Annotated in this window: 23 protein-coding genes; 7 read left to right on the top strand and 16 right to left on the bottom strand. The window is 64.6% G+C overall.

The genetic code is table 11. The features are described from left to right. Positions 1-30 precede the first annotated feature (30 nt). Both ACVILI_RS01645 and pyk read left to right on the top strand, forming a co-directional pair. The gene (locus ACVILI_RS01645) at positions 31-519 is read left to right on the top strand and encodes a DUF1036 domain-containing protein (RefSeq protein WP_032920777.1); all 489 of its coding nucleotides are present in this window, start codon (positions 31-33) and stop codon (positions 517-519) included. Then, positions 516-1,952, top strand: a complete 1,437-nt coding sequence (gene pyk / locus ACVILI_RS01640) for a pyruvate kinase (protein ID WP_019861679.1) — start codon at positions 516-518, stop codon at positions 1,950-1,952. The genes ACVILI_RS01645 and pyk overlap by 4 nt, the downstream gene beginning before the upstream one ends. 93 nt (positions 1,953-2,045) lie before the next feature. Here pyk and ACVILI_RS01635 read toward each other — a convergent pair whose 3' ends face one another. From ACVILI_RS01635 to ykgO, 4 genes are all read right to left on the bottom strand, one after another. Next, the gene (locus tag ACVILI_RS01635) at positions 2,046-2,516 is read right to left on the bottom strand and encodes a hypothetical protein (RefSeq protein WP_019861678.1); all 471 of its coding nucleotides are present in this window, start codon (positions 2,514-2,516) and stop codon (positions 2,046-2,048) included. A gap of 1 nt (position 2,517) precedes the next feature. Continuing rightward, entirely contained in the window at positions 2,518-3,585 is a 1,068-nt protein-coding gene (locus tag ACVILI_RS01630; RefSeq protein WP_038650194.1) for an alpha/beta fold hydrolase, read from the bottom strand. A 128-nt stretch (positions 3,586-3,713) separates the two neighbouring features. Then, positions 3,714-4,322 (bottom strand): tetratricopeptide repeat protein, encoded by a 609-nt coding sequence (locus ACVILI_RS01625; RefSeq protein ID WP_019861676.1) that lies wholly within the window; start codon positions 4,320-4,322, stop codon positions 3,714-3,716. 109 nt (positions 4,323-4,431) lie between these two features. Continuing rightward, positions 4,432-4,557: a type B 50S ribosomal protein L36 gene (gene ykgO / locus ACVILI_RS01620; protein WP_006327841.1), complete on the bottom strand. Its 126-nt coding sequence runs from the start codon at positions 4,555-4,557 to the stop codon at positions 4,432-4,434. 231 nt (positions 4,558-4,788) lie between these two features. Between ykgO and ACVILI_RS01615 the strand changes: the two genes are divergently transcribed. Continuing rightward, positions 4,789-5,208: a lysozyme inhibitor LprI family protein gene (locus tag ACVILI_RS01615; RefSeq protein WP_027047485.1), complete on the top strand. Its 420-nt coding sequence runs from the start codon at positions 4,789-4,791 to the stop codon at positions 5,206-5,208. Between the two features lie 11 nt (positions 5,209-5,219). Here the strand turns inward: ACVILI_RS01615 and ACVILI_RS01610 are convergent, their stop codons facing one another. From ACVILI_RS01610 to ACVILI_RS01560, 11 genes are all read right to left on the bottom strand, one after another. After that, positions 5,220-6,296, bottom strand: coding sequence for a 5-(carboxyamino)imidazole ribonucleotide synthase (locus tag ACVILI_RS01610; RefSeq protein WP_038650191.1), 1,077 nt, complete (start codon positions 6,294-6,296; stop codon positions 5,220-5,222). Further along, on the bottom strand, positions 6,293-6,790 hold the full coding sequence (gene purE, locus ACVILI_RS01605) for a 5-(carboxyamino)imidazole ribonucleotide mutase (protein WP_010911966.1): 498 nt from the start codon (positions 6,788-6,790) through the stop codon (positions 6,293-6,295). The genes ACVILI_RS01610 and purE overlap by 4 nt, the downstream gene beginning before the upstream one ends. Before the next feature lie 98 nt (positions 6,791-6,888). After that, the gene (locus ACVILI_RS01600; RefSeq protein WP_038650188.1) at positions 6,889-7,794 is read right to left on the bottom strand and encodes an anti-sigma factor family protein; all 906 of its coding nucleotides are present in this window, start codon (positions 7,792-7,794) and stop codon (positions 6,889-6,891) included. Further along, positions 7,791-8,330 (bottom strand): sigma-70 family RNA polymerase sigma factor, encoded by a 540-nt coding sequence (locus ACVILI_RS01595; protein ID WP_038650186.1) that lies wholly within the window; start codon positions 8,328-8,330, stop codon positions 7,791-7,793. Before ACVILI_RS01595 ends, ACVILI_RS01600 begins: the two co-directional genes overlap by 4 nt. A 37-nt stretch (positions 8,331-8,367) precedes the next feature. Beyond that, positions 8,368-8,565, bottom strand: a complete 198-nt coding sequence (locus ACVILI_RS01590) for a hypothetical protein (RefSeq protein ID WP_019861671.1) — start codon at positions 8,563-8,565, stop codon at positions 8,368-8,370. 132 nt (positions 8,566-8,697) lie between these two features. Continuing rightward, positions 8,698-9,903 (bottom strand): aminotransferase class V-fold PLP-dependent enzyme, encoded by a 1,206-nt coding sequence (locus ACVILI_RS01585; protein ID WP_038650183.1) that lies wholly within the window; start codon positions 9,901-9,903, stop codon positions 8,698-8,700. Positions 9,904-9,928: 25 nt separating this feature from the next. Beyond that, complete coding sequence (locus ACVILI_RS01580) at positions 9,929-10,390, bottom strand: RidA family protein (protein ID WP_010911960.1); 462 nt, start codon at positions 10,388-10,390, stop codon at positions 9,929-9,931. Between the two features lie 38 nt (positions 10,391-10,428). Continuing rightward, entirely contained in the window at positions 10,429-11,223 is a 795-nt protein-coding gene (locus ACVILI_RS01575) for an amino acid ABC transporter ATP-binding protein (RefSeq protein WP_038650181.1), read from the bottom strand. 4 nt (positions 11,224-11,227) lie between these two features. Then, a complete protein-coding gene (locus ACVILI_RS01570; RefSeq protein ID WP_038650178.1) occupies positions 11,228-11,878 on the bottom strand; it encodes an amino acid ABC transporter permease in 651 nt (216 codons plus the stop codon). 1 nt (position 11,879) lies between these two features. Continuing rightward, the gene (locus tag ACVILI_RS01565; protein ID WP_010911957.1) at positions 11,880-12,545 is read right to left on the bottom strand and encodes an amino acid ABC transporter permease; all 666 of its coding nucleotides are present in this window, start codon (positions 12,543-12,545) and stop codon (positions 11,880-11,882) included. 73 nt (positions 12,546-12,618) lie between these two features. Next, positions 12,619-13,449: a transporter substrate-binding domain-containing protein gene (locus ACVILI_RS01560; RefSeq protein WP_019861667.1), complete on the bottom strand. Its 831-nt coding sequence runs from the start codon at positions 13,447-13,449 to the stop codon at positions 12,619-12,621. 170 nt (positions 13,450-13,619) lie between these two features. On the opposite strand from ACVILI_RS01560, the gene ACVILI_RS01555 reads away from it, so the two are divergent. Beyond that, positions 13,620-14,408, top strand: a complete 789-nt coding sequence (locus ACVILI_RS01555) for an IclR family transcriptional regulator (RefSeq protein ID WP_019861666.1) — start codon at positions 13,620-13,622, stop codon at positions 14,406-14,408. 9 nt (positions 14,409-14,417) lie between these two features. On the opposite strand, the gene ACVILI_RS01550 is transcribed toward ACVILI_RS01555, so the two are convergent. Beyond that, complete coding sequence (locus ACVILI_RS01550) at positions 14,418-14,621, bottom strand: YdcH family protein (protein ID WP_010911954.1); 204 nt, start codon at positions 14,619-14,621, stop codon at positions 14,418-14,420. A 239-nt stretch (positions 14,622-14,860) separates the two neighbouring features. Between ACVILI_RS01550 and ACVILI_RS01545 the strand changes: the two genes are divergently transcribed. The 3 genes from ACVILI_RS01545 (at position 14,861) to ACVILI_RS01535 (ending at position 17,473) form a co-directional block, all read left to right on the top strand. Further along, complete coding sequence (locus ACVILI_RS01545) at positions 14,861-15,040, top strand: YdcH family protein (RefSeq protein WP_010911953.1); 180 nt, start codon at positions 14,861-14,863, stop codon at positions 15,038-15,040. A 319-nt stretch (positions 15,041-15,359) separates the two neighbouring features. Continuing rightward, the gene (ispG, locus tag ACVILI_RS01540) at positions 15,360-16,613 is read left to right on the top strand and encodes a flavodoxin-dependent (E)-4-hydroxy-3-methylbut-2-enyl-diphosphate synthase (RefSeq protein WP_038650175.1); all 1,254 of its coding nucleotides are present in this window, start codon (positions 15,360-15,362) and stop codon (positions 16,611-16,613) included. 5 nt (positions 16,614-16,618) lie between these two features. Beyond that, positions 16,619-17,473, top strand: a complete 855-nt coding sequence (locus ACVILI_RS01535; protein WP_038650172.1) for a lytic transglycosylase domain-containing protein — start codon at positions 16,619-16,621, stop codon at positions 17,471-17,473. The last annotated feature ends 6 nt before the right edge of the window (positions 17,474-17,479 follow it).

The raw sequence follows: 17,479 nt of genomic DNA, 5'->3' as shown, positions 1-17,479 counted from the left end.
ATGCAGATGTGGTTCTTGAGGGGTTTTCGGATGGGTTCCGCTGGCAGGCAGCGCATGCGCTCTGCCTTTGCCATGCCGTTCCTGACCGTGGCCGTCGGCCTGTCGGCGATGGTCATGGCCTCGCCGGCGCGCGCCGATTTCCGTGTCTGCAACGCCACGCAGAACCTGGTCGGCGTCGGCATTGGCTATCGTGCCAAGGCCGGCTGGATCACCGAAGGCTGGTGGCACATTGAAGGATCGAGCTGCAAGACGTTGATCGAAGGGCCGCTGTCATCAAGGTTTTACTATCTTTATGCAGAAGACGCCGAGCGCGGTGGACGCTGGGACGGCCCGATCAACATGTGCGTGGCTGAAAAAGAGTTCAAGATCGCCGGCGTAAACGACTGCGTCGCCCGGGGCTTTCAGCGCGCCGGATTCCAGGAATATGACACGGGCGAACAGGCAAGCTGGATGGTCCAGCTGACCGATGAACCCGCAACGGGAGGCGCACCAGCCGCCCCGGGAACCAACAGTCAATGAGACGCAGCCGCAAGGTCAAGATCCTAGCCACAATCGGTCCGGCATCCTCCTCCGAGGAGATGCTGCAGAAATTGTTCGAAGCGGGCGCCGATGTGTTCCGCATCAATATGAGCCATACCGACCACGAACTGATGCGCACGCTGGTCGGCCGCATCCGCGCCGTCGAGGAAAAGGTCGGTCGGCCGATCGGCATCCTCGCCGACCTGCAAGGGCCCAAGCTGCGCGTCGGCAAGTTCGCCAATGGCAAGGAAGTGCTGACGCCAGGCCAGACCTTCACGCTCGACGACAATCCCGAGCCCGGCACGTCGACCAGGGTCTATCTGCCGCATCCGGAGATCCTGAGTTCGGTCGAGCCCGGTCACCGTCTTTTGATCGACGACGGCAAGCTCGAGCTGAAGGCGGTGAAGAGTGACGGCAAGTCGATCGTCTGCACGGTCGTCGCCGGCACGACGATTTCCGATAAGAAGGGCGTCAGCCTGCCCGATACCGACCTGCCGGTCGGCGCGCTGACCGAGAAGGACCGCAAGGATCTCGACGCGGTGCTCGCCACGGGCGTCGACTGGATTGCGCTGTCCTTCGTGCAGCGGCCCGAGGATCTGGCCGAAGCGCGCAAGATCGCGCGCGGCCGCGCCCTGATCATGGCCAAGATCGAAAAGCCGCAAGCCGTCGCCCGGCTGGCTGAGATCATCGAACTGTCCGACGCGCTGATGGTCGCCCGCGGCGATCTCGGCGTCGAGATGCCGCTGGAAGCCGTGCCCGGCATCCAGAAGCAGATCACGCGCGCCGCGCGCCGCGCCGGCAAGCCGGTGGTGGTCGCCACGCAGATGCTGGAATCGATGATCACCGCACCGGTGCCGACCCGCGCCGAAGTCTCCGACGTCTCGATCGCTGTCTTCGAGGGCGCCGACGCCATCATGCTGTCGGCGGAATCGGCGGCGGGTGCCTATCCCGTCGAAGCGGTAGCGATGATGAACCGCATCGCGACCAAGGTCGAAACCGACCCGACCTATGCCGGCATCATCAACGCCCAGCGCTCCGAGCCGGAAGCGACCGGCGCCGACGCCATCTCACTGGCCGCCCGCGAGATCGCCGAGACGCTGAAACTGTCGGCGATCATCACCTACACGGCATCCGGCACCACCGGGCTGCGCGCCGCGCGCGAACGGCCCCAGGTGCCGATCATCGCGCTGTCGCCGATCCTCAACACCGCGCGGCGGCTGTCGCTTCTGTGGGGCACGCACTGCGTCGTCTCGCCCGATGCCACCGATCTCGACGACATGGTCAACCGCGCCTGCCGCATTGCGCTGGAAGAAGAGTTCGGCAAGCCGGGCGACCGCGTCATCATCACCGCTGGTGTGCCGCTGAGGACGCCCGGCTCGACCAACATGCTGCGCATCGCCTATGTCGGCTCGGAAAAGCAGGGCAGCCGCTAAGCAGCTGATTTTGAGACTGAAGCGTGTCGCGCGGTTTCGTGCGGCTCGCCGTGGCTGGAATACAAAGCGCGGGACAAGGATCCCAGCCTTCATCTAGCCTCTGGCCGTCGCGATCCTGAGCGATCTTGCCGCGGCCTCCGGGTGGTCCCTGCGCTGAAGAAACCGACGCGCACGGAGAACTGCGTCATATAGATACTGATCCGGACCCAACATCTTTCGCCGGTTCAATTCGGTCGTGTCGAGCAGGTCGAAATCGACCTTCTGGATCGTGCAGTGCCAACCGGCACTGTGGGAGGTCCAGCCCTTTCGATGGTGCTCCAAAAGGCGCTCGCGGTCGGAGTAGCCGTGGTAGTCGAAAGCGATGACGCCGTTCGTCACATAGACATGGTTTCCTGAAAAGCCCTCGGCCGGAATGATCCGCTCCGCATAAAATCCTTCAAGCGGGGGATGCTTGAGGAAAGTGCCTGCAAGAATGTGGCATGCGCCGTAGCCGAAGAAGATGCGATCCGGCAGCGCCCATCGCTTTTCCGGGTTTTTCTTGATGCCGTGCTTGAGGACATACATCTCAGGTCGGCGCGAGTTCGGCCTGGGGCTCCTTGATGTCGGCGCACTTGCCCACACCATAGGCATCGCCGGCGATCCGCGCCTCGACCGTTCTGGCCATCGCCTCCAGGTCGACATCCCCGCCGGCTACCTTCTCGATGGCGCCGACGACGAGGTCCGAGGCGATCCAGTCCGGCTTGTGGCCGAGATTGTGCACCCAGACGAGCTCCGCGCCCGGTATATCGCGCGCCAGGCCGACGGAATGGATATGGGCATAGACGACCTTGTCTCGGTCGCCCGAAATGACCACGGTCGGCGCGCGGATCTCTTTGTAGTGCGGCGCGGCGCCAAGCGTATAGCGATAGAGGCCGGCGACGTCGGTGGCGTTGGCGCGAAAGGCCGCAGGCCGCAGCACCAGCGGGATCGCGGCCGTGCCGAGATAGTCGTCCGGCACCTTGTTGGGCGAGAATACGCAGGTCGTCGCATCGGCCATCTGAAATGTGCCGGCGGGATAGGCGAGCGTTTCGGAGAAGAGCCGGCCGATCACCGGGACGGTGGTCAGGTCGTAGTACCAGGATGTCGCGCCGCCCGGCCAGGGATGGGTCGCCGGCGCCAGAAAGACGAGACCGAGCGTCCTGTCGGCATGCTCGCGGCCGAAAGCCGCCGTCACCACGCCACCGAAGGAATGGCCGACGATGATCGCCTCCCTGATGCCGAGGCGGTCCATCAGGGCAGCGAGGGTATTGGCCTGCGCCGACGGATCCTCATTGTTGCCGGACCCGCGCCCCGACCAGCCGTGACCCGGCCGGTCGAAGAACAGCATTTCGGCGCGGCCCTCGAGCAGCGGCCGAAGCGGCAGCACCTGATCCCCGAGATTGGCGCTGGCGCCATGGATGAAGACGATCGGCGGCAGCTCCGCATTGGCGGCGGCTGGAATGTGGACATAATGGATGCGGGCGCCGCCGATGTCGGCGAATTCGCCAATGGGTGGATCGCGGCGCTCGATCAGCCACGAGCCGACGCGGGTCACGCCGACCAGGGCAAAGACGAGCGCGAGAAGGAAGGCGAACGCGGCGGAGATCAGGTTCATGTGGGGAGATACGGGGGTGGCGTGGGATAAGTTTGAGTAGGCAGTAGGCAGTAGGCAGTAGGCAGTAGGCAGTAGGTTGGTGTTTGCCGCCCAATCTTTCCCCTACTGCCTACGCCCTATTCCCTGCACTAAATTCCTTCGCCGGCAAGCTCTTCCGAAAGCGTGGCGACCTGGTCCTGGGCGCTGCGCATCATCGGATAAATGGCCAGCACCTTCTGCCAGGCCTCGAGCGCCGACTGCTTGTGGCCAGTCAGCGCCATGATCTGCGCCAGGCCCGACAGCGCGCCGAAATGGCGCGGCTCGAGTTGCAGCGTGTGGTCGATGTCGGACATCGACTTGCCGTAGTTTTTCATCATGAAATGCACCGTGGCGCGCCGGTTCCAGCCTTCGGCATAGGTCGGCTGCAAGGTCACCACCTGGTCGAGCAAATCGAGCGCGACGTCGAATTTCTGATTGTCCATCGCTTTTTGCGACCACAACATCATCAGGTCGATCGAGGCGCTGCCGGACTGGAACCATTCGCCCCAGATGTTGCCGGCGATGCGTTCGGCCGCCTTTTCGTTGCGTTCGCGCTTGAGGTCGGAAAACAGCTTGTCGAGCCGGGCCTGTTTGGTCATCGGCGCGGCGGGAGCCTCCGGGGCAGCCGGCGCCGCCGGCTGGTCGTCCGCGGCCCTGGCCGGCACGCTTGTGGCGCCGGAAACAAGCAGGGCTGTCAAAAATGCAAAAAGAATCCGCATCGCCCGATTCTAGTCCCGGGCGGCGGAACAGCAAAGTGATTTTAGCGTGAGAAGGTCGGCAGGCCGACAAGCATCAAGGGGCGGAGGCGAAAAGCCTCCGGCCTAAAGCTCAGCCCTGGCGCGCCTTATAGCGCGGGGCGGTCTTGTTGATGATGTAAACGCGGCCCTTGCGGCGAACCAGCTGGTTGTCGCGGTGACGCGCCTTCAGCGCCTTGAGCGAATTCTTGATCTTCATGGTCTTGCCTGTCGGTGTGGACCCGGTTCCGGGTCGAAATTTTAAGGCGCGCCAGAAGACGCGCCTTTTCAACGGTGGGTGGCTCATAAACGAGGAGCCTTGCCCATGTCAACCGCAAGCATGCTCCACACCTCCATATCATCAAATATCCGCCATATCAGCCGCTCGGCATTGCACGGTTCCGGGCGGGCTGGGATGATGCGGTGTATTTCAAGTGATTTGGGGTCGATCATGCGCCGAATATTGCTGTCCGCCTGCCTTGTCGTCCTGGCGGGAACGTCGATCGTGCGCGCACAGGAATGCGACCGCTCCGACGACAGCCAGCAGATGATGAACATTTGCGCCGGCGAGGACTACCAGGCCGCCGACGCCAAGCTCAATGCGGCCTATCAGGACCTGATCAGCTCCGATGATGCCAACGGCAAGAGATTGCTGCAGGTGGCGCAACGCGCTTGGATCACCTTCCGCGACGCCGAGTGCGCGCATAGCACAGCCGCCAGCGTGGGCGGCTCCATCCACGCGATGGAGGTCTCGCAGTGCCTGACCAGGCTCACCAATGACCGCATCAACCAGCTTGCGGCCTCGGCCAATTGCAGCGAAGGCGATGCCAGCTGCGCCAGCCCCAACGAGGGCAGCGACGAGGTGCAATAGCTCGTTTTGAGCTAAGTACGGCGGCTGATGCGGGTGAAATGGCCCATCTTGCGGCCGGGCCGTGCTTCGGCCTTGCCATAGAGATGCAGCATCAGATCGGGCTCGGCGAGCAGGGTGGGCACGCGCAGCACGTCGTCGCCGATCAAATTTTCCATCACGCAGTCGGAGTGGCGCCCCGGGCTGCCCAGCGGCAGGCCGGCGACGGCGCGGATATGCTGCTCGAACTGCGAAACGATGCAGGCCGCCTCGGTCCAATGGCCTGAATTGTGGACGCGTGGCGCGATCTCATTGGCCAGCAGCGAACCGTCGGAAAGCACGAAGAACTCGACGCCGATGACGCCGACATAATCTAGCGCCGACAGGATTTTTGCCGCGGCCGTTCGCGCCGCTTCAGCCGTTTCAAGTTTGACGCCGGCCGGCAGAGTCGAGGTGTGGAGAATGCCGTGGCGGTGGACATTCTCGGCCGGGTCGTAGGCAGCCACGGCGCCATCCAGGCCACGCGCCGCGATCACCGAGATCTCGCGCTCGAAGGGCACGAAGCTTTCCAGGATCAACGGCACATTGCCCATCGCCTCGCAGGTGCCGGCGAAGCCGCCCGCTTCCATGTTGCGGAAGACGCGCTGGCCCTTGCCGTCATAGCCCATGCGCCGCGTCTTCAATATGCCATTGCCGCCGAATGTCCTCAGCGCCGCCGTCAGTTCCTCGTCGGTGTCGACCGGACGAAAATCGGCGGTGGCAATGCCGATGCCGTTGAGGAATGTCTTTTCGCTCACCCGGTCCTGTGCCACGTCGAGCGCGCGTGCCGGCGGATAGACCGCAACCTTGGCGGCAAGCGCTTCTGCCGCCGCGACCGGAACATTCTCGAACTCGTAGGTGACGACGGCACTTGCCGCCGCCAGCTCGGCAAGGGCGGCCGGGTCGTCATAGGCTGCCGTGACCTGCCGGTTGGCGACCTGGGCGGCCGGACAATCCGGCTGCGGCTCCAGCACGATGGTGCGGTAACCGAGGCGGGCGGCGGCCATCGCCAGCATGCGGCCGAGCTGGCCGCCGCCGATGATGCCGATGGTCGATCCGGCGGGCAAGCTCACGGCGTGTCCGTCGGTTCGTCGGCGACCTTGGCGGTCTGCGAGGCGCGCCAGGCATCGAGACGCTGGGCAAGCTTGTCGTCGTTGAGCGCCAGCACGGCGGCTGCCAACAGGGCCGCATTGGCCGCGCCGGCCTTGCCGATGGCCAGTGTCCCGACAGGAATGCCGGCCGGCATCTGGACGATGGAGAGCAGCGAATCCTGGCCCGACAGCGCCTTGGATTCCACCGGGACGCCGAACACCGGCAGCGGCGTCATCGCCGCCGTCATGCCGGGCAGATGCGCGGCACCGCCGGCGCCGGCGATGATGACCTTGTAGCCGGCGGCCTTGGCGCCCTTGGCGAATTCATAGAGCCGGTCGGGCGTGCGATGCGCCGAGATGATCAGGCGCTTGTGCGGGACGCCGAGCGCCTCCAGCGTTTCGGCCGCCTGGCGCATCGTCGCCCAGTCGGACTGGCTGCCCATGATGATGGCGACGTCGGCGCGTTGATCGTTCAAGCTTGTTGCTCCCCGGCGACAAAGGCGCGCCTTAGCGGAATTCGCGCGGGGCCGCAAGGATATCAGGCCACCGGCAAGGCCGGTGGCTATAATCCAGCCTAAACCGCCGCTTTGCGGAAGCGGGCGACGAAGTCGTCGAGTTCGGGCCGTTCCATGTCGGAGATCGCCCAGTAAGAGAAGGCGCCGTCGCTCCAGTGCACCATCGAGAAGCCGCCGGACGAAAGGTCGTCCGGCTGGGTGGTCTTGCCGCCCTGCTGCGGTTCGGCGACCAGCGTGATCAAGTGTTCGCGGTGGCGGTAGACCAGGGCCGGCACCGGCCGGCCGGATATCACCTCGACCCGGCCGCCGATCAGCGCGTAGCCGTCCTGGGCAAGGTCGGGCGCCGGCGGCGAGACGCCAATGCGGGCGTCGAGCCAGGGCTTGACCGTATGGCGGTCGGACGAGACGATGTCGATCGGGCTCGCGGCAAGCAGGCTGCGGCGATGGCCGCTGGCGACCGCGGCGGCAAAGCCGTCATCGACGCCGCTCTGCATCACCCATTGTGTCGCCCCGCTGGCCAGCACCGCGCTGATCATGATCGACGCGGCCATGGCGCGCCAGTCGAACGAGCCGAAGCGGCGCGCTCTCGGCGATGGCCGCGCCTGGGATGGACGTGTCCCGGCTTCCCGCCGCTGGCCGCCGCCAGCGCCGGCAATCAACCCCGGCAGCGTCGACGGCGTGCCCCGCTGCGGCTCGGCCTCGACCGGCGCCTGCCGTTCGGTGCCCGCCATGCCGATCGACGCGATGCGGGCGCGAAACGCGTCGCTGACATCGGGGCGCGGCAGGCGGCTGACAGCGCCTTGCAATGCGACAATGCGGGCATGCTCGGCGGCAAGCTTGGGGTCGGCGGCGATGCGACGCTCAACGGCAAGAGCGGCTGCCGCATCAAGCTCGCCATCGACAAGGGCATGGATCATCAGTCTGATACCTTCGGGATCGTTGGGCAGCCCGTCGTCGTGCGTCATGACGCTCTCCCCAATTTAGACGCCAGCAGGCCACGGGCGCGGGCCAGCCTGGACATCACCGTGCCGATCGGCACGGCAAGCATGGCCGATATCTCGCGATAGCTGAGGCCGTTGATATCACGCAGCACCAGCGTCTCGCGAAATGGCTGCGGCAGAGCCGCGATCGCCGCCTCCAGTGCTGCAGTATCGGCTTTGGCGATCAGGCTCGCCTCCGGGCCGTCCTCGTCGGGCATGCTGGTGCCGTGCGCCGCCGCCATGTCATCGAGGTCGCTCAGATCGCCGACGGCCATCATGGCACGCGGCCGGTTGCGCGCCATCCAGGTGTATGAGGTGTTGCGCACGATGGTCAGCAGCCAGGCGCGGGCGTTGCCGCCGGCGTAGCCTGATATGCCGGCATGCGCCTTGATGCAGGCATCCTGCACCACATCCTCGGCATCGGCCGCATTGCCGGTCAGCCAGCGGGCCAGCGCCAGCGCATCGCCGAGATGCGGCAGCACCACTTCGTTGAAGCGTTCTGCCAGGGCCCTCTCGCTCAAAGCGGCACCATGATCCGATACTCCAGGCCGTGCCGCCTCAAGATGCGACGGCGACCTTGCCCTGCTCGCAGGGGCAAAGCCCCCGGAAGCAGGCAGAGCCGCCTGCCTTGCCGAAACTGAATTCATCTGCGTCACCGCTGTCAAGCGCCACAAAGGAGAGCCTGACGATCATCCTGCTTGCCAGCGCATCGCGACGGCTGCCGCCGTGTTCGCTGTCCTTGCAATGATGGGGCATGCCGGTCTCCTCAACGCCAGTGGTGGCGTATGCCGAGGAGACTTGTCGCGGCGCCGATTTATTCCCACAGCCCGCGATCCCGCTGTTCACAGTCGCGTGATCACTGATGGTTTGGGATGATTGGCCTAGCGCTCAATCCGGCCAGCGCAAGACGCCGGACGAATCCTTGCGGGCGGCCTTCATCGCATCGGCGGGACGGTCCTTCGCGGTCAACACTGCACGCAACCGCTCGGCGACGATCTCGGCCTCGCCGGGATGCAGATTGCAGGGGTCGAGGAAGAAATGGCCGCGCTCGACTTCGTGGTTGCGCACGATGATCGGCGGTGAGCCAGCCGCCAGCGCCGAGGCGAGGCCAGCGGCGCTGAAGCGGCTCTCCGGCGAGATGAATATCTGCAGCCGGTCGAGCGGGTTGGCAGTCGGGTCCGGGATGATCTTGGCAAAGATGCCCGGCAGTCCCTGCAAAGCGTCCTTCCAGAGGTTGAGCGCCGCCTCCTCGCGCCGGCGGATGCCGGCGTGATCGCGCTTCTCCCAGGCTTCGAGTGCCGCCATGGTGCCGGCGATGCTTTCCTTGCCGACCTTCATGGCCCGCGCCACGCCGCGGTTCTGCAGATAGGCGGCCCGCACCAGATCCTTGCGGCCGGTGACGATGCCGCTGGTCGGGCCTGAGAGGAATTTGTGGCCGCTGTAGATGACGACGTCGGCGCCGCGCGCGAGAAAACCGCGCAGATCATATTCGGACGCTGCATCGACGATCACCGGCACGCCCTTGGCGTGGCAGATCTCGCAGAATTCCTCCAGCGACAGCATGCCGTACTGCACCGTGTGGTGGGCCACGACGTAGAGGCCGGCCGCCGTGCGCTCGTTTATCGCTTCGCGCACATGATAGTCCTGGGTGACGCTGACCGTGCCGGCGGGCACCACCCTGGCGCCGGCGACGCGGATCGACTGGTCGATCGGGGCGCCGTAATTGACGATGTGGCCGAGCTGGATGACGACCTCCGATTTGAGGTCGCCGGTGTCGTCAGGCAGGCGCTCGATGGCGAGCAGGCTGGTTCCCGTCATCGCGCCGGCGATCGCCATGGTGATGCCGCTGGCGCAGCAGGCGGTGATGAAGCCGGCCTCGCCGCCGGTGAGGCGCGCCACCACAGTGCTCGCGGCGCGCTGCAGATCGTCCATCTCCACCCATTGCGAGGCCATTTCCGCCATGGCGCTGATCGCCTCCGGGACGATGATCGATGCGCCGAGCGCGGTCATGGTGCCGGAGACATTGATGATCGGCCGCAAGCCCAGCCGTTCGCGGATGGTGGTGTTGGAGCCGGTGTCGGAATAGGTTTTCATGTGAGCGGATCCCGTGAGTGGCAGGTCAGGCGGCGATCTCGACGACCGCCTCGATTTCGACAGTGATGTTTCCAGGCAGCGAGCCGACGCCGATCGCCGAGCGGGCGTGACCGCCGATCTTGTCGAAGACATCGGCGAACAGGTCCGAACAGCCATTGACCACTTTCGGGTGGTCGCTGAAAGTCGGCGTCGCGTTGACGAAGCCGAGCAGCTTGACGACGCGCACGATGCGGCCGAGATCGCCGGCGGCGGCATGCATGACGGCCAGCAGATTGAGCCCGGTCAGGCGCGCGTGCTCATAGGCCTGCTCGACGGTGACGTCCTCGCCGACCTTGCCGGTGCAGAGCGTGCCGTCGGCGCGCAGCGGCCCCTGGCCCGACAGGAAGATCAATCGCCCGCTCTCGGCATGGGTGACGAAGTTGGCGATGGGCGTCGGCGGCTCGGGCAGCGTCAGGCCGAGTTCGGCGAGCCGGATGTAAGGCGTCATGGAAGCAGGCTCCTTGGGACGGCAACGGCCGTCCAATGTCAGAAATGCGAGGCGCGGAAGCGCGCCAGGAAGGTGCGGAGGCGCTCATTGCTGGTTTCCGCCGCCAGGATCTCCTTGGGCGGCCCGACGGCGCTGACGCCGCCATCGGCCATGAAGACGATGCGGCTCGAAGCGTCGCGGGCGAAGGCCATTTCATGCGTCACCATCAGCATGGTCATGCCGTCCTCGGCGAGGCTGCGCACCACGGCCAGCACCTCGCCGACCAGCTCAGGGTCGAGCGCCGAGGTGATCTCGTCGAGCAAAAGGATTTTCGGCTCCATCGCCACCGCGCGCGCGATGCCGACGCGCTGCTGCTGGCCGCCGGAGAGCTCGGCCGGCAGGCTGTCGGCCTTGTGGGTGAGGCCGACGCGGCCGAGCCAGTGTTCGGCGATCTGGCGCGCCTCGGCCTGGCTCTTTCCCCGCACCTTGGTCAGTCCAAGCATGATGTTGCCGGCGGCGGTGAGGTGCGGAAACAGGTTGAAGCTCTGGAACACCATGCCGGTCTCGGCGCGCATCGCGGCCAAGTCGCGTTCGCTGCGGCGCTGGCGCGTTCCGGCCTCGCGATAGCCGACCTCCTTGCCGTCGATGCGGATCGAGCCTGAGTCATAGCTTTCGAGGAAGTTTACACAGCGCAGCAGCGTGGTCTTGCCGCTGCCGGAAGGGCCGATGACGGTGACCACTTCGCCGCGCTTCACCTGAAGGCTGACGGAACGCAGCACCTCGACGGCGCCGAAGGCCTTGGAGACATCGCGCACGTCGAGCAGCGCGGGACTGGCGTTTGTGGCGTCGGACATCGTGCTATTCCCGAATGAAGGCAAAGCGCCGCTCGAGCCGCCGGCTGGCGAGCGAGAGCGCGTAGTTGACCGCGAAATAGATGAGCGCGCCGAGGATATAGAGCGGCATCGCCTCGTAGGTACGGCCGATGACCTGGTTGATGGCCTGCATTAGATCGGTGATGCCGAGCAGCGAGACCAGTGCGCTGCCCTTGACCGCGTCGGTGACGCCGTTGATCCAGGGCGGCAGGAAGCGCCTGAACGCCTGCGGGAAGATGACGGAGGTGAGCCGCTGGCGGAAGGTCAGCCCGATCGCCATCGCGGCCTCGGACTGGCCTTTCGGGATCGAGGTGACCGCGCCCCTGAGATATTCGATGACCTGCGCCGTCTTGAACAGGGTGAGTGCCAGCACGGCGGCCCAGAAGGACGGCAGATGCAGCCCGATCGCGGGCAGGCCGTAATAGACGAAGAACATCAGCACCAGGATCGGAATGCCGCGGATGGTGTCGGAGAAGATGCGCACCGCCCAGCGCAGCGGGGCGGGGCCATAGACCAGGCCGACGCCAAGCAGGACGCCGGCGACGAGCGACAGGGTGACAACCAGAAGCGACACCCAAAGGGTCACGGCGAAGCCCTTGGCGAGGAAGGGCAGGGCGTAGAGGATCTGGCTCGCCATGTCAGCGCGCCGCCCGGAACCGGCGCTCGACGAGCCTGAGCCCGAAAAGCAGGATGTAGCCGGTCAACAGATACATCGCCGTCGTCACCAGATAGACCTCGACGATGCGGAAGGTGTTGAAGTTGATCCACTGGGCGCCGAAGGTAAGTTCCGGTACCGAGATGACCGAGGCGATCGAGGTGTCCTTGAACAGCGAGATGAAGGTGTTGGACAGCGCGGGCAGCGTGATGCGCAGCATGGTCGGGAGGCGCACATGGATGAGCCTTTGCCAGGGCGTCAGGCCGATCGCCTTGCCGGCATCGAGCTGGCCGCGCGGGACGGCCTCGAGGCCCGAGCGAAACACCTCGACCAGATAGGCGCCGCTATAGACAGACAGCGTCAGGACGAACGAGGTCGGCGCGCTGTAGGCCAGGTCGACCACGGTCGGTACACCGTAGAAGACGAGATAGACGAGCAGGATCAGCGGCACGTTGCGGATGAATTCGACATAGGCGGCGATGATCGCGCGCACGACGCGTCCGGCCGAGACGTACCAGACCGCGAGCACCAGGCCGATGACGGTGCCGATCGCAATCGAGATCACCGCAAGCTCGAGGCTGAGCAGCAGACCGCCCCACAGCTTGTCGAAATGCCGCCAGATCAGGTTGAAATTGAGGGCATAGCCCATGCGTCCGCCTCGGTGTGAGGGCCGTCGAGTGGATTGCGGAAGGGCTGGAATGCCGCCCTTCCGCGATCCGGGATCAGATGACCGGGAAGCCGGGGTGGCGTGCCGGCGGCTCCTGGCCGAAATAATCCTTGAAGGCGGCATCGTAGAGCGCCGATTCATGGCCGAACATGGCGATGGTGAAGGTCTGGTTGACGTAGGTCAGCCAGTCGAGATCGCCCTGCCGCAAGGCCGCGCCGTAGAGCATCGAATACCAGCTCTTGCCGGCGTCGAAGTATTTGTCCGGATTGCGCGAGGCGAGCCAGCGCACGGTGGACAGATCGACGGCGGCCGCGTCGGCGCGCTTGGATTCCAGCGCTTGCAGCACGTTGGCCTGGGTGTCGATCTGCAGCACTTGTGCCTGCGGCAAGGCATAGTGGACGGAGCTTTCGGCATCGACATTCTGCAGGATGGAGATGCGCGTCGCCGAACCGCCGGCAAGCAGCTTGTCGAAGGTCTTGTTCTCGGCGGTGGGCAGCGTCAGCAAGGCGACGCCTTCGACGTAGTACGGCCGGCTGAAGTTGATCAGCTGCGAGCGCTGCGCCGTCATCGTCATGAACTGGATGGTGATGTCGACCTTGTTGGTGGTGACGTTGGGGATGCGCTGCGCCGGGTCCTGCATGACGAACTCGACCTTGGTCGGATCGTCGAACAGTCCTTTGGCCAGGATGCGCCCCATGGTGATGTCCATGCCGACCAGTTCGCCGGCATCGTTCTCGAAATGCCAGGGGGCGTTGGTGCTGCCGGTGCCGACGATAAGCTTGCCGCGGTCGAGCACGGTGCGCAGCAGGCTGTCGGATGCGGCCTGGGCGGCCGCCTTCTGCGCATCGACGGTTGCCAGCACGCCGGCTGTCGCCAGTCCCGCCATTCCCAATTTCAGAAAATCACGTCTTCCGGATGTGTCGTTCACGGCGACCTCCTTTCGTGTTGTGTTCCCCATGCACAGGCAAGACACACGTCGATGATTTCAAAGCGATTGTCTCTTACAAGAGACGCATGTATCCTGTACAAGACAGATACTAACACCAGGAATCGACAATGCAAGATGGCAATGCCTTGGCCGTTTCGGCCGACGAAAAGACGACCGCCTCCCGCGAGAAGGGCCTCAACCGGGTGCTCGAGATCCTGGACTTCCTGCACGCGACGCAGCGGGCGATCGGCATCGGCGACCTAGCCAAGGGGGTGAACGCACCGCGCTCGACGACCTACACGCTGGTGCGGTCGCTGGTCGACGCCGGCCTGCTGGAAATGGCGGGCGACGGCAACCGCGTCTATTTCGGCAAGAAGCTCTATCTCTATGGAATGGATTATGTGCGCGGCAATGACCTGCTGCGTCGCGGGCGCCAGGAGGTCGACCATCTGTCGCGCGAGACCGGCGAGACGTCGGAACTGTGCATGCTGCAGAGCGGCCGCTATACGATCGTCCACTCCAGCCCAGGCACCAGGCCGTTCCGCATCAGCTCCGCCACCGGCCTGCAGATACCGCTGCCGTGGACCGCGTCTGGCCGGCTGCTTCTGGCGGGGCTGGAGCGGGCCGAGGTCGAAGCCATGGTGTCGGAAGACGATCTCGTGCTGCCCGACGGCCGCAAGCTGCGGCTCGACGATTTCATCGACGACATCGCCAAAGCTGGGGTGACCGGCTACTGCGTCACCTCGGGCCTGGTCGATGCCTATACGAAATGTCTTGCCGTGCCGGTCTTTTCAGCGCCGGGCAAGGTCGAGGCAACGATGTGCCTGGTGGTTCCCATCGACACCTCCGACGAGCGGACCGGCAGTCTCATCGGCCTGCTGCGCGATCGCGCGGCCAGGTTGTCGATCGGCGGATAGGGAAAGCGTTCAGGCGATGATGTCTGGAATGATCTTGTCTTCCAGCTTCATCAGCCGGTCCTTGAGCGCCAGCTTCTTCTTCTTCATGCGCTGGATTTGCAGCGGGTCGCAATTGGTGGCGATCATCGCGTTGATCGCCGCATCGAAATCGGCGTGTTCCTGCTTCAGCCGGGAAAATTCGAGGCGAATATCGGCCTGTTCCTGATCGGACATTCTCTACCGTCTGCACGTCTGCGGCGCCCAAAAACTGGGCCTGATTGGGCGGGGGTGGCAATTTCTGCCACCGGCGCGCAGGCCATATCACATTTCACCTTGTCGTGGAATGCTACCACGCAGCATTCGACATCGCAGTCGGAAGGTGGCAAAGTGTCATTGTGCCGTCACAGAACGACCTGCGGTGGACGCCCCGTGACGGCTGCAATCGAGGAAAACCATGAAAGGGAGAACCAATCATGTCTCTTGCATCCCATCTTGATGAGTTGCAGCGGAAACACGGCGACATCGAACGCGAAATCGATGACGCGATGAACCACCCGTCGGTGGACGACCTCGAAATCGTGAATCTAAAGCGACGCAAGCTGGCACTCAAGGATGCGATTGAGAAACTGAAAGCGCAACCGACCACGCATTGATGCCCGACTGACATAGCCGCCACTATGCGGTCTCCTTGCCGGCGGCAACCGCCGCCGGTGCTGTTGTTTTGATTTTCAACGCTAAGTCATAAGCCGCAGCTAATATCCCTCCGATCCCCCTTTTTGCCCCTGGCCATAGCCGGGTCTTGTCCTGTTCCAGCTCGCCGGCTGGGATCAATTGCTGCCAGTGGCGACCTGTCGCCATTGACAAGCCATCTTTGCTCCTCCACCTCATGCCCGAACCTCAGCGCATCGGCCCCGGGGAGTGCTTGTGCGTCCGAGTGGACGCACGGGGCTTCAGAGACAAAAGGCTGCCGGCATGACCGGATATTTTTCCTTTCCCTTCCCCCGCCGCACCTCGGTCGGCGTCGATGTCGGCGGCGTGGCCGTCGGCGGCGGCGCGCCTGTCGTGGTGCAATCGATGACCAACACCGACACGGCCGACATCGATCAAACCGTCGCGCAGGTCGCGGCACTGCACCGCGCCGGCTCCGAGATCGTGCGCATCACCGTCGACCGTGACGAGAGCGCCGCCGCCGTGCCGCGCATTCACGAACGCTTGCTGCGCCTCGGGATCAATGTGCCGCTGGTCGGCGACTTCCACTATATCGGCCACAAATTGCTAGCCGACCATCCGGCCTGCGCCGAGGCACTGGCCAAATACCGCATCAATCCGGGCAATGTCGGCTTCAAGGACAAGAAGGACCGGCAGTTCACGGATATCGTCGAAATGGCGATCAAGCATGACAAGCCGGTGCGCATCGGCGTCAATTGGGGCTCGCTCGACCAGGAGCTTCTGACCCGGCTGATGGACGACAACCAGGACAAGGGTTTCCCGCTGACGGCGCAGGAAGTGATGCGCGAGGCGATCGTGCAGTCGGCTATCCTGTCGGCCGAGATGGCCGAAGAGATCGGCCTTGGCCGCGACAAGATCATCCTGTCGGCCAAAGTCAGCGGCGTGCAGGACCTGATTGCCGTCTACACCGAGCTTGCGACCCGCTCCGACCATGCGCTGCATCTCGGCCTCACCGAGGCCGGCATGGGTTCGAAAGGCATCGTCGCCTCGTCCGCCGCCATGGGCATCCTCTTGCAGCAAGGCATCGGCGACACCATCCGCATCTCGCTGACGCCGGAGCCGAAGGGCGACCGCACACGCGAAGTGCAGGTGTCGCAGGAACTTTTGCAGACCATGGGGTTCCGCCAGTTCGTGCCGATCGTCGCGGCTTGCCCCGGCTGCGGCCGCACCACCTCCACCGTGTTCCAGGAGCTTGCGCAGAACATCCAGGCCGACCTGCGCAAGAACATGCCGGTGTGGCGCGAAAAATATCCCGGCGTCGAGAACCTCAAGGTCGCGGTGATGGGCTGCATCGTCAACGGCCCGGGCGAATCCAAGCATGCCGATATCGGCATTTCGCTGCCGGGCACCGGCGAGACGCCGACAGCGCCCGTCTTCGTCGACGGCAAGAAGGCGGCGACGCTGCGCGGACCGTCGATCGCGGCGGATTTCGAGAAAATGGTCGCCGACTACATCGAGCAGAGGTTTGGGCGCGGCGGCAAAGCCGCGGCGGAGTAGACGAAATGCAGCGTTTCCTCAGGGTGACGCTGGTTCTGCTTTGCGCCCTGGGTTGCTCGACATCCGTTCAGGCCGATCCGCCGCAATCGGCCAAGCAGCGGCTGATCGACAAGGTCTGCAACCTGATCCAGGCCCATGCCGACCAGAACGGCCTGCCCCGGGATTTCTTTGCCCGGCTGATCTGGAAGGAAAGCCGTTTCGATCCCAATGCCGTCAGTCCCGTCGGCGCCGAAGGCATCGCCCAATTCATGCCGGGCACCGCCAAGATGCGGGGCCTCGAGAACTCCTTCGACATCAACCAGGCGATCCCGGCGTCGGCGAAATATCTCGCCGAAATGAAAACCAGCTACGGCAATCTTGGCCTTGCGGCGGCCGCTTACAATGCCGGCGAAAGCCGGGTGTCGCGCTGGCTGGGCTCGGGCGGCTTCCTGCCGATGGAGACCGAGAGCTATGTCTTCGACGTCATGGGCGAGCCGGTCGACAAGTTCACCGACCCCGCCTATGCCGGAAAAATCGTGCCGCTCGATGCCAAGACGGATTTTGCCGTCGCTTGCCGCAAACTGCCTGTCATCATGTCGCAGACCGTGGCGATGGCCTCGATCAACGTCAAACCATGGGGCGTCCAGGTGGCCGGCAATTTCCGCCGCAGTGCCGCTATCAGCCAGTGGCTCAGGGTCAGGAGCCGGTTTCCGGCGCTGCTTGCCGGCCATGATCCGGTGGTGAGCCGGGTGCGCACGCCGATCGGCCGGCGCGGCATCTATGCGGTCAGGATCGGGATCGACGATCGTGCCGCCGCCAATGTCATCTGCCAGAAATTGCAGAGCGTCGGCGGGGCGTGCGTGGTGGTGCGCAACCGGTAGGCTGGT

It is taken from the genome of Mesorhizobium sp. USDA 4775 (genome assembly GCF_054062655.1).
This window is presented reverse-complemented; position numbering and strand designations above follow the sequence as displayed.

Coding starts and splice junctions, on each gene's coding strand:
- ACVILI_RS01545 (WP_010911953.1), top strand. CDS start 14,861: ATGTCTCTTGCATCCCATCTTGATGAGTTGCAGCGGAAACACGGCGAC.
- ACVILI_RS01590 (WP_019861671.1), bottom strand. CDS start 8,565: ATGCCCCATCATTGCAAGGACAGCGAACACGGCGGCAGCCGTCGCGAT.
- ACVILI_RS01625 (WP_019861676.1), bottom strand. CDS start 4,322: ATGCGGATTCTTTTTGCATTTTTGACAGCCCTGCTTGTTTCCGGCGCC.
- ACVILI_RS01630 (WP_038650194.1), bottom strand. CDS start 3,585: ATGAACCTGATCTCCGCCGCGTTCGCCTTCCTTCTCGCGCTCGTCTTT.
- ACVILI_RS01570 (WP_038650178.1), bottom strand. CDS start 11,878: ATGGCGAGCCAGATCCTCTACGCCCTGCCCTTCCTCGCCAAGGGCTTC.
- ACVILI_RS01580 (WP_010911960.1), bottom strand. CDS start 10,390: ATGACGCCTTACATCCGGCTCGCCGAACTCGGCCTGACGCTGCCCGAG.
- ACVILI_RS01555 (WP_019861666.1), top strand. CDS start 13,620: ATGCAAGATGGCAATGCCTTGGCCGTTTCGGCCGACGAAAAGACGACC.
- ACVILI_RS01635 (WP_019861678.1), bottom strand. CDS start 2,516: ATGTATGTCCTCAAGCACGGCATCAAGAAAAACCCGGAAAAGCGATGG.
- ACVILI_RS01615 (WP_027047485.1), top strand. CDS start 4,789: ATGCGCCGAATATTGCTGTCCGCCTGCCTTGTCGTCCTGGCGGGAACG.
- ACVILI_RS01560 (WP_019861667.1), bottom strand. CDS start 13,449: ATGGCGGGACTGGCGACAGCCGGCGTGCTGGCAACCGTCGATGCGCAG.
- ACVILI_RS01550 (WP_010911954.1), bottom strand. CDS start 14,621: ATGTCCGATCAGGAACAGGCCGATATTCGCCTCGAATTTTCCCGGCTG.
- ACVILI_RS01575 (WP_038650181.1), bottom strand. CDS start 11,223: ATGTCCGACGCCACAAACGCCAGTCCCGCGCTGCTCGACGTGCGCGAT.
- ykgO (WP_006327841.1), bottom strand. CDS start 4,557: ATGAAGATCAAGAATTCGCTCAAGGCGCTGAAGGCGCGTCACCGCGAC.
- pyk (WP_019861679.1), top strand. CDS start 516: ATGAGACGCAGCCGCAAGGTCAAGATCCTAGCCACAATCGGTCCGGCA.
- ACVILI_RS01565 (WP_010911957.1), bottom strand. CDS start 12,545: ATGGGCTATGCCCTCAATTTCAACCTGATCTGGCGGCATTTCGACAAG.
- ACVILI_RS01600 (WP_038650188.1), bottom strand. CDS start 7,794: ATGACGCACGACGACGGGCTGCCCAACGATCCCGAAGGTATCAGACTG.
- ispG (WP_038650175.1), top strand. CDS start 15,360: ATGACCGGATATTTTTCCTTTCCCTTCCCCCGCCGCACCTCGGTCGGC.
- ACVILI_RS01535 (WP_038650172.1), top strand. CDS start 16,619: ATGCAGCGTTTCCTCAGGGTGACGCTGGTTCTGCTTTGCGCCCTGGGT.
- ACVILI_RS01645 (WP_032920777.1), top strand. CDS start 31: ATGGGTTCCGCTGGCAGGCAGCGCATGCGCTCTGCCTTTGCCATGCCG.
- ACVILI_RS01585 (WP_038650183.1), bottom strand. CDS start 9,903: ATGAAAACCTATTCCGACACCGGCTCCAACACCACCATCCGCGAACGG.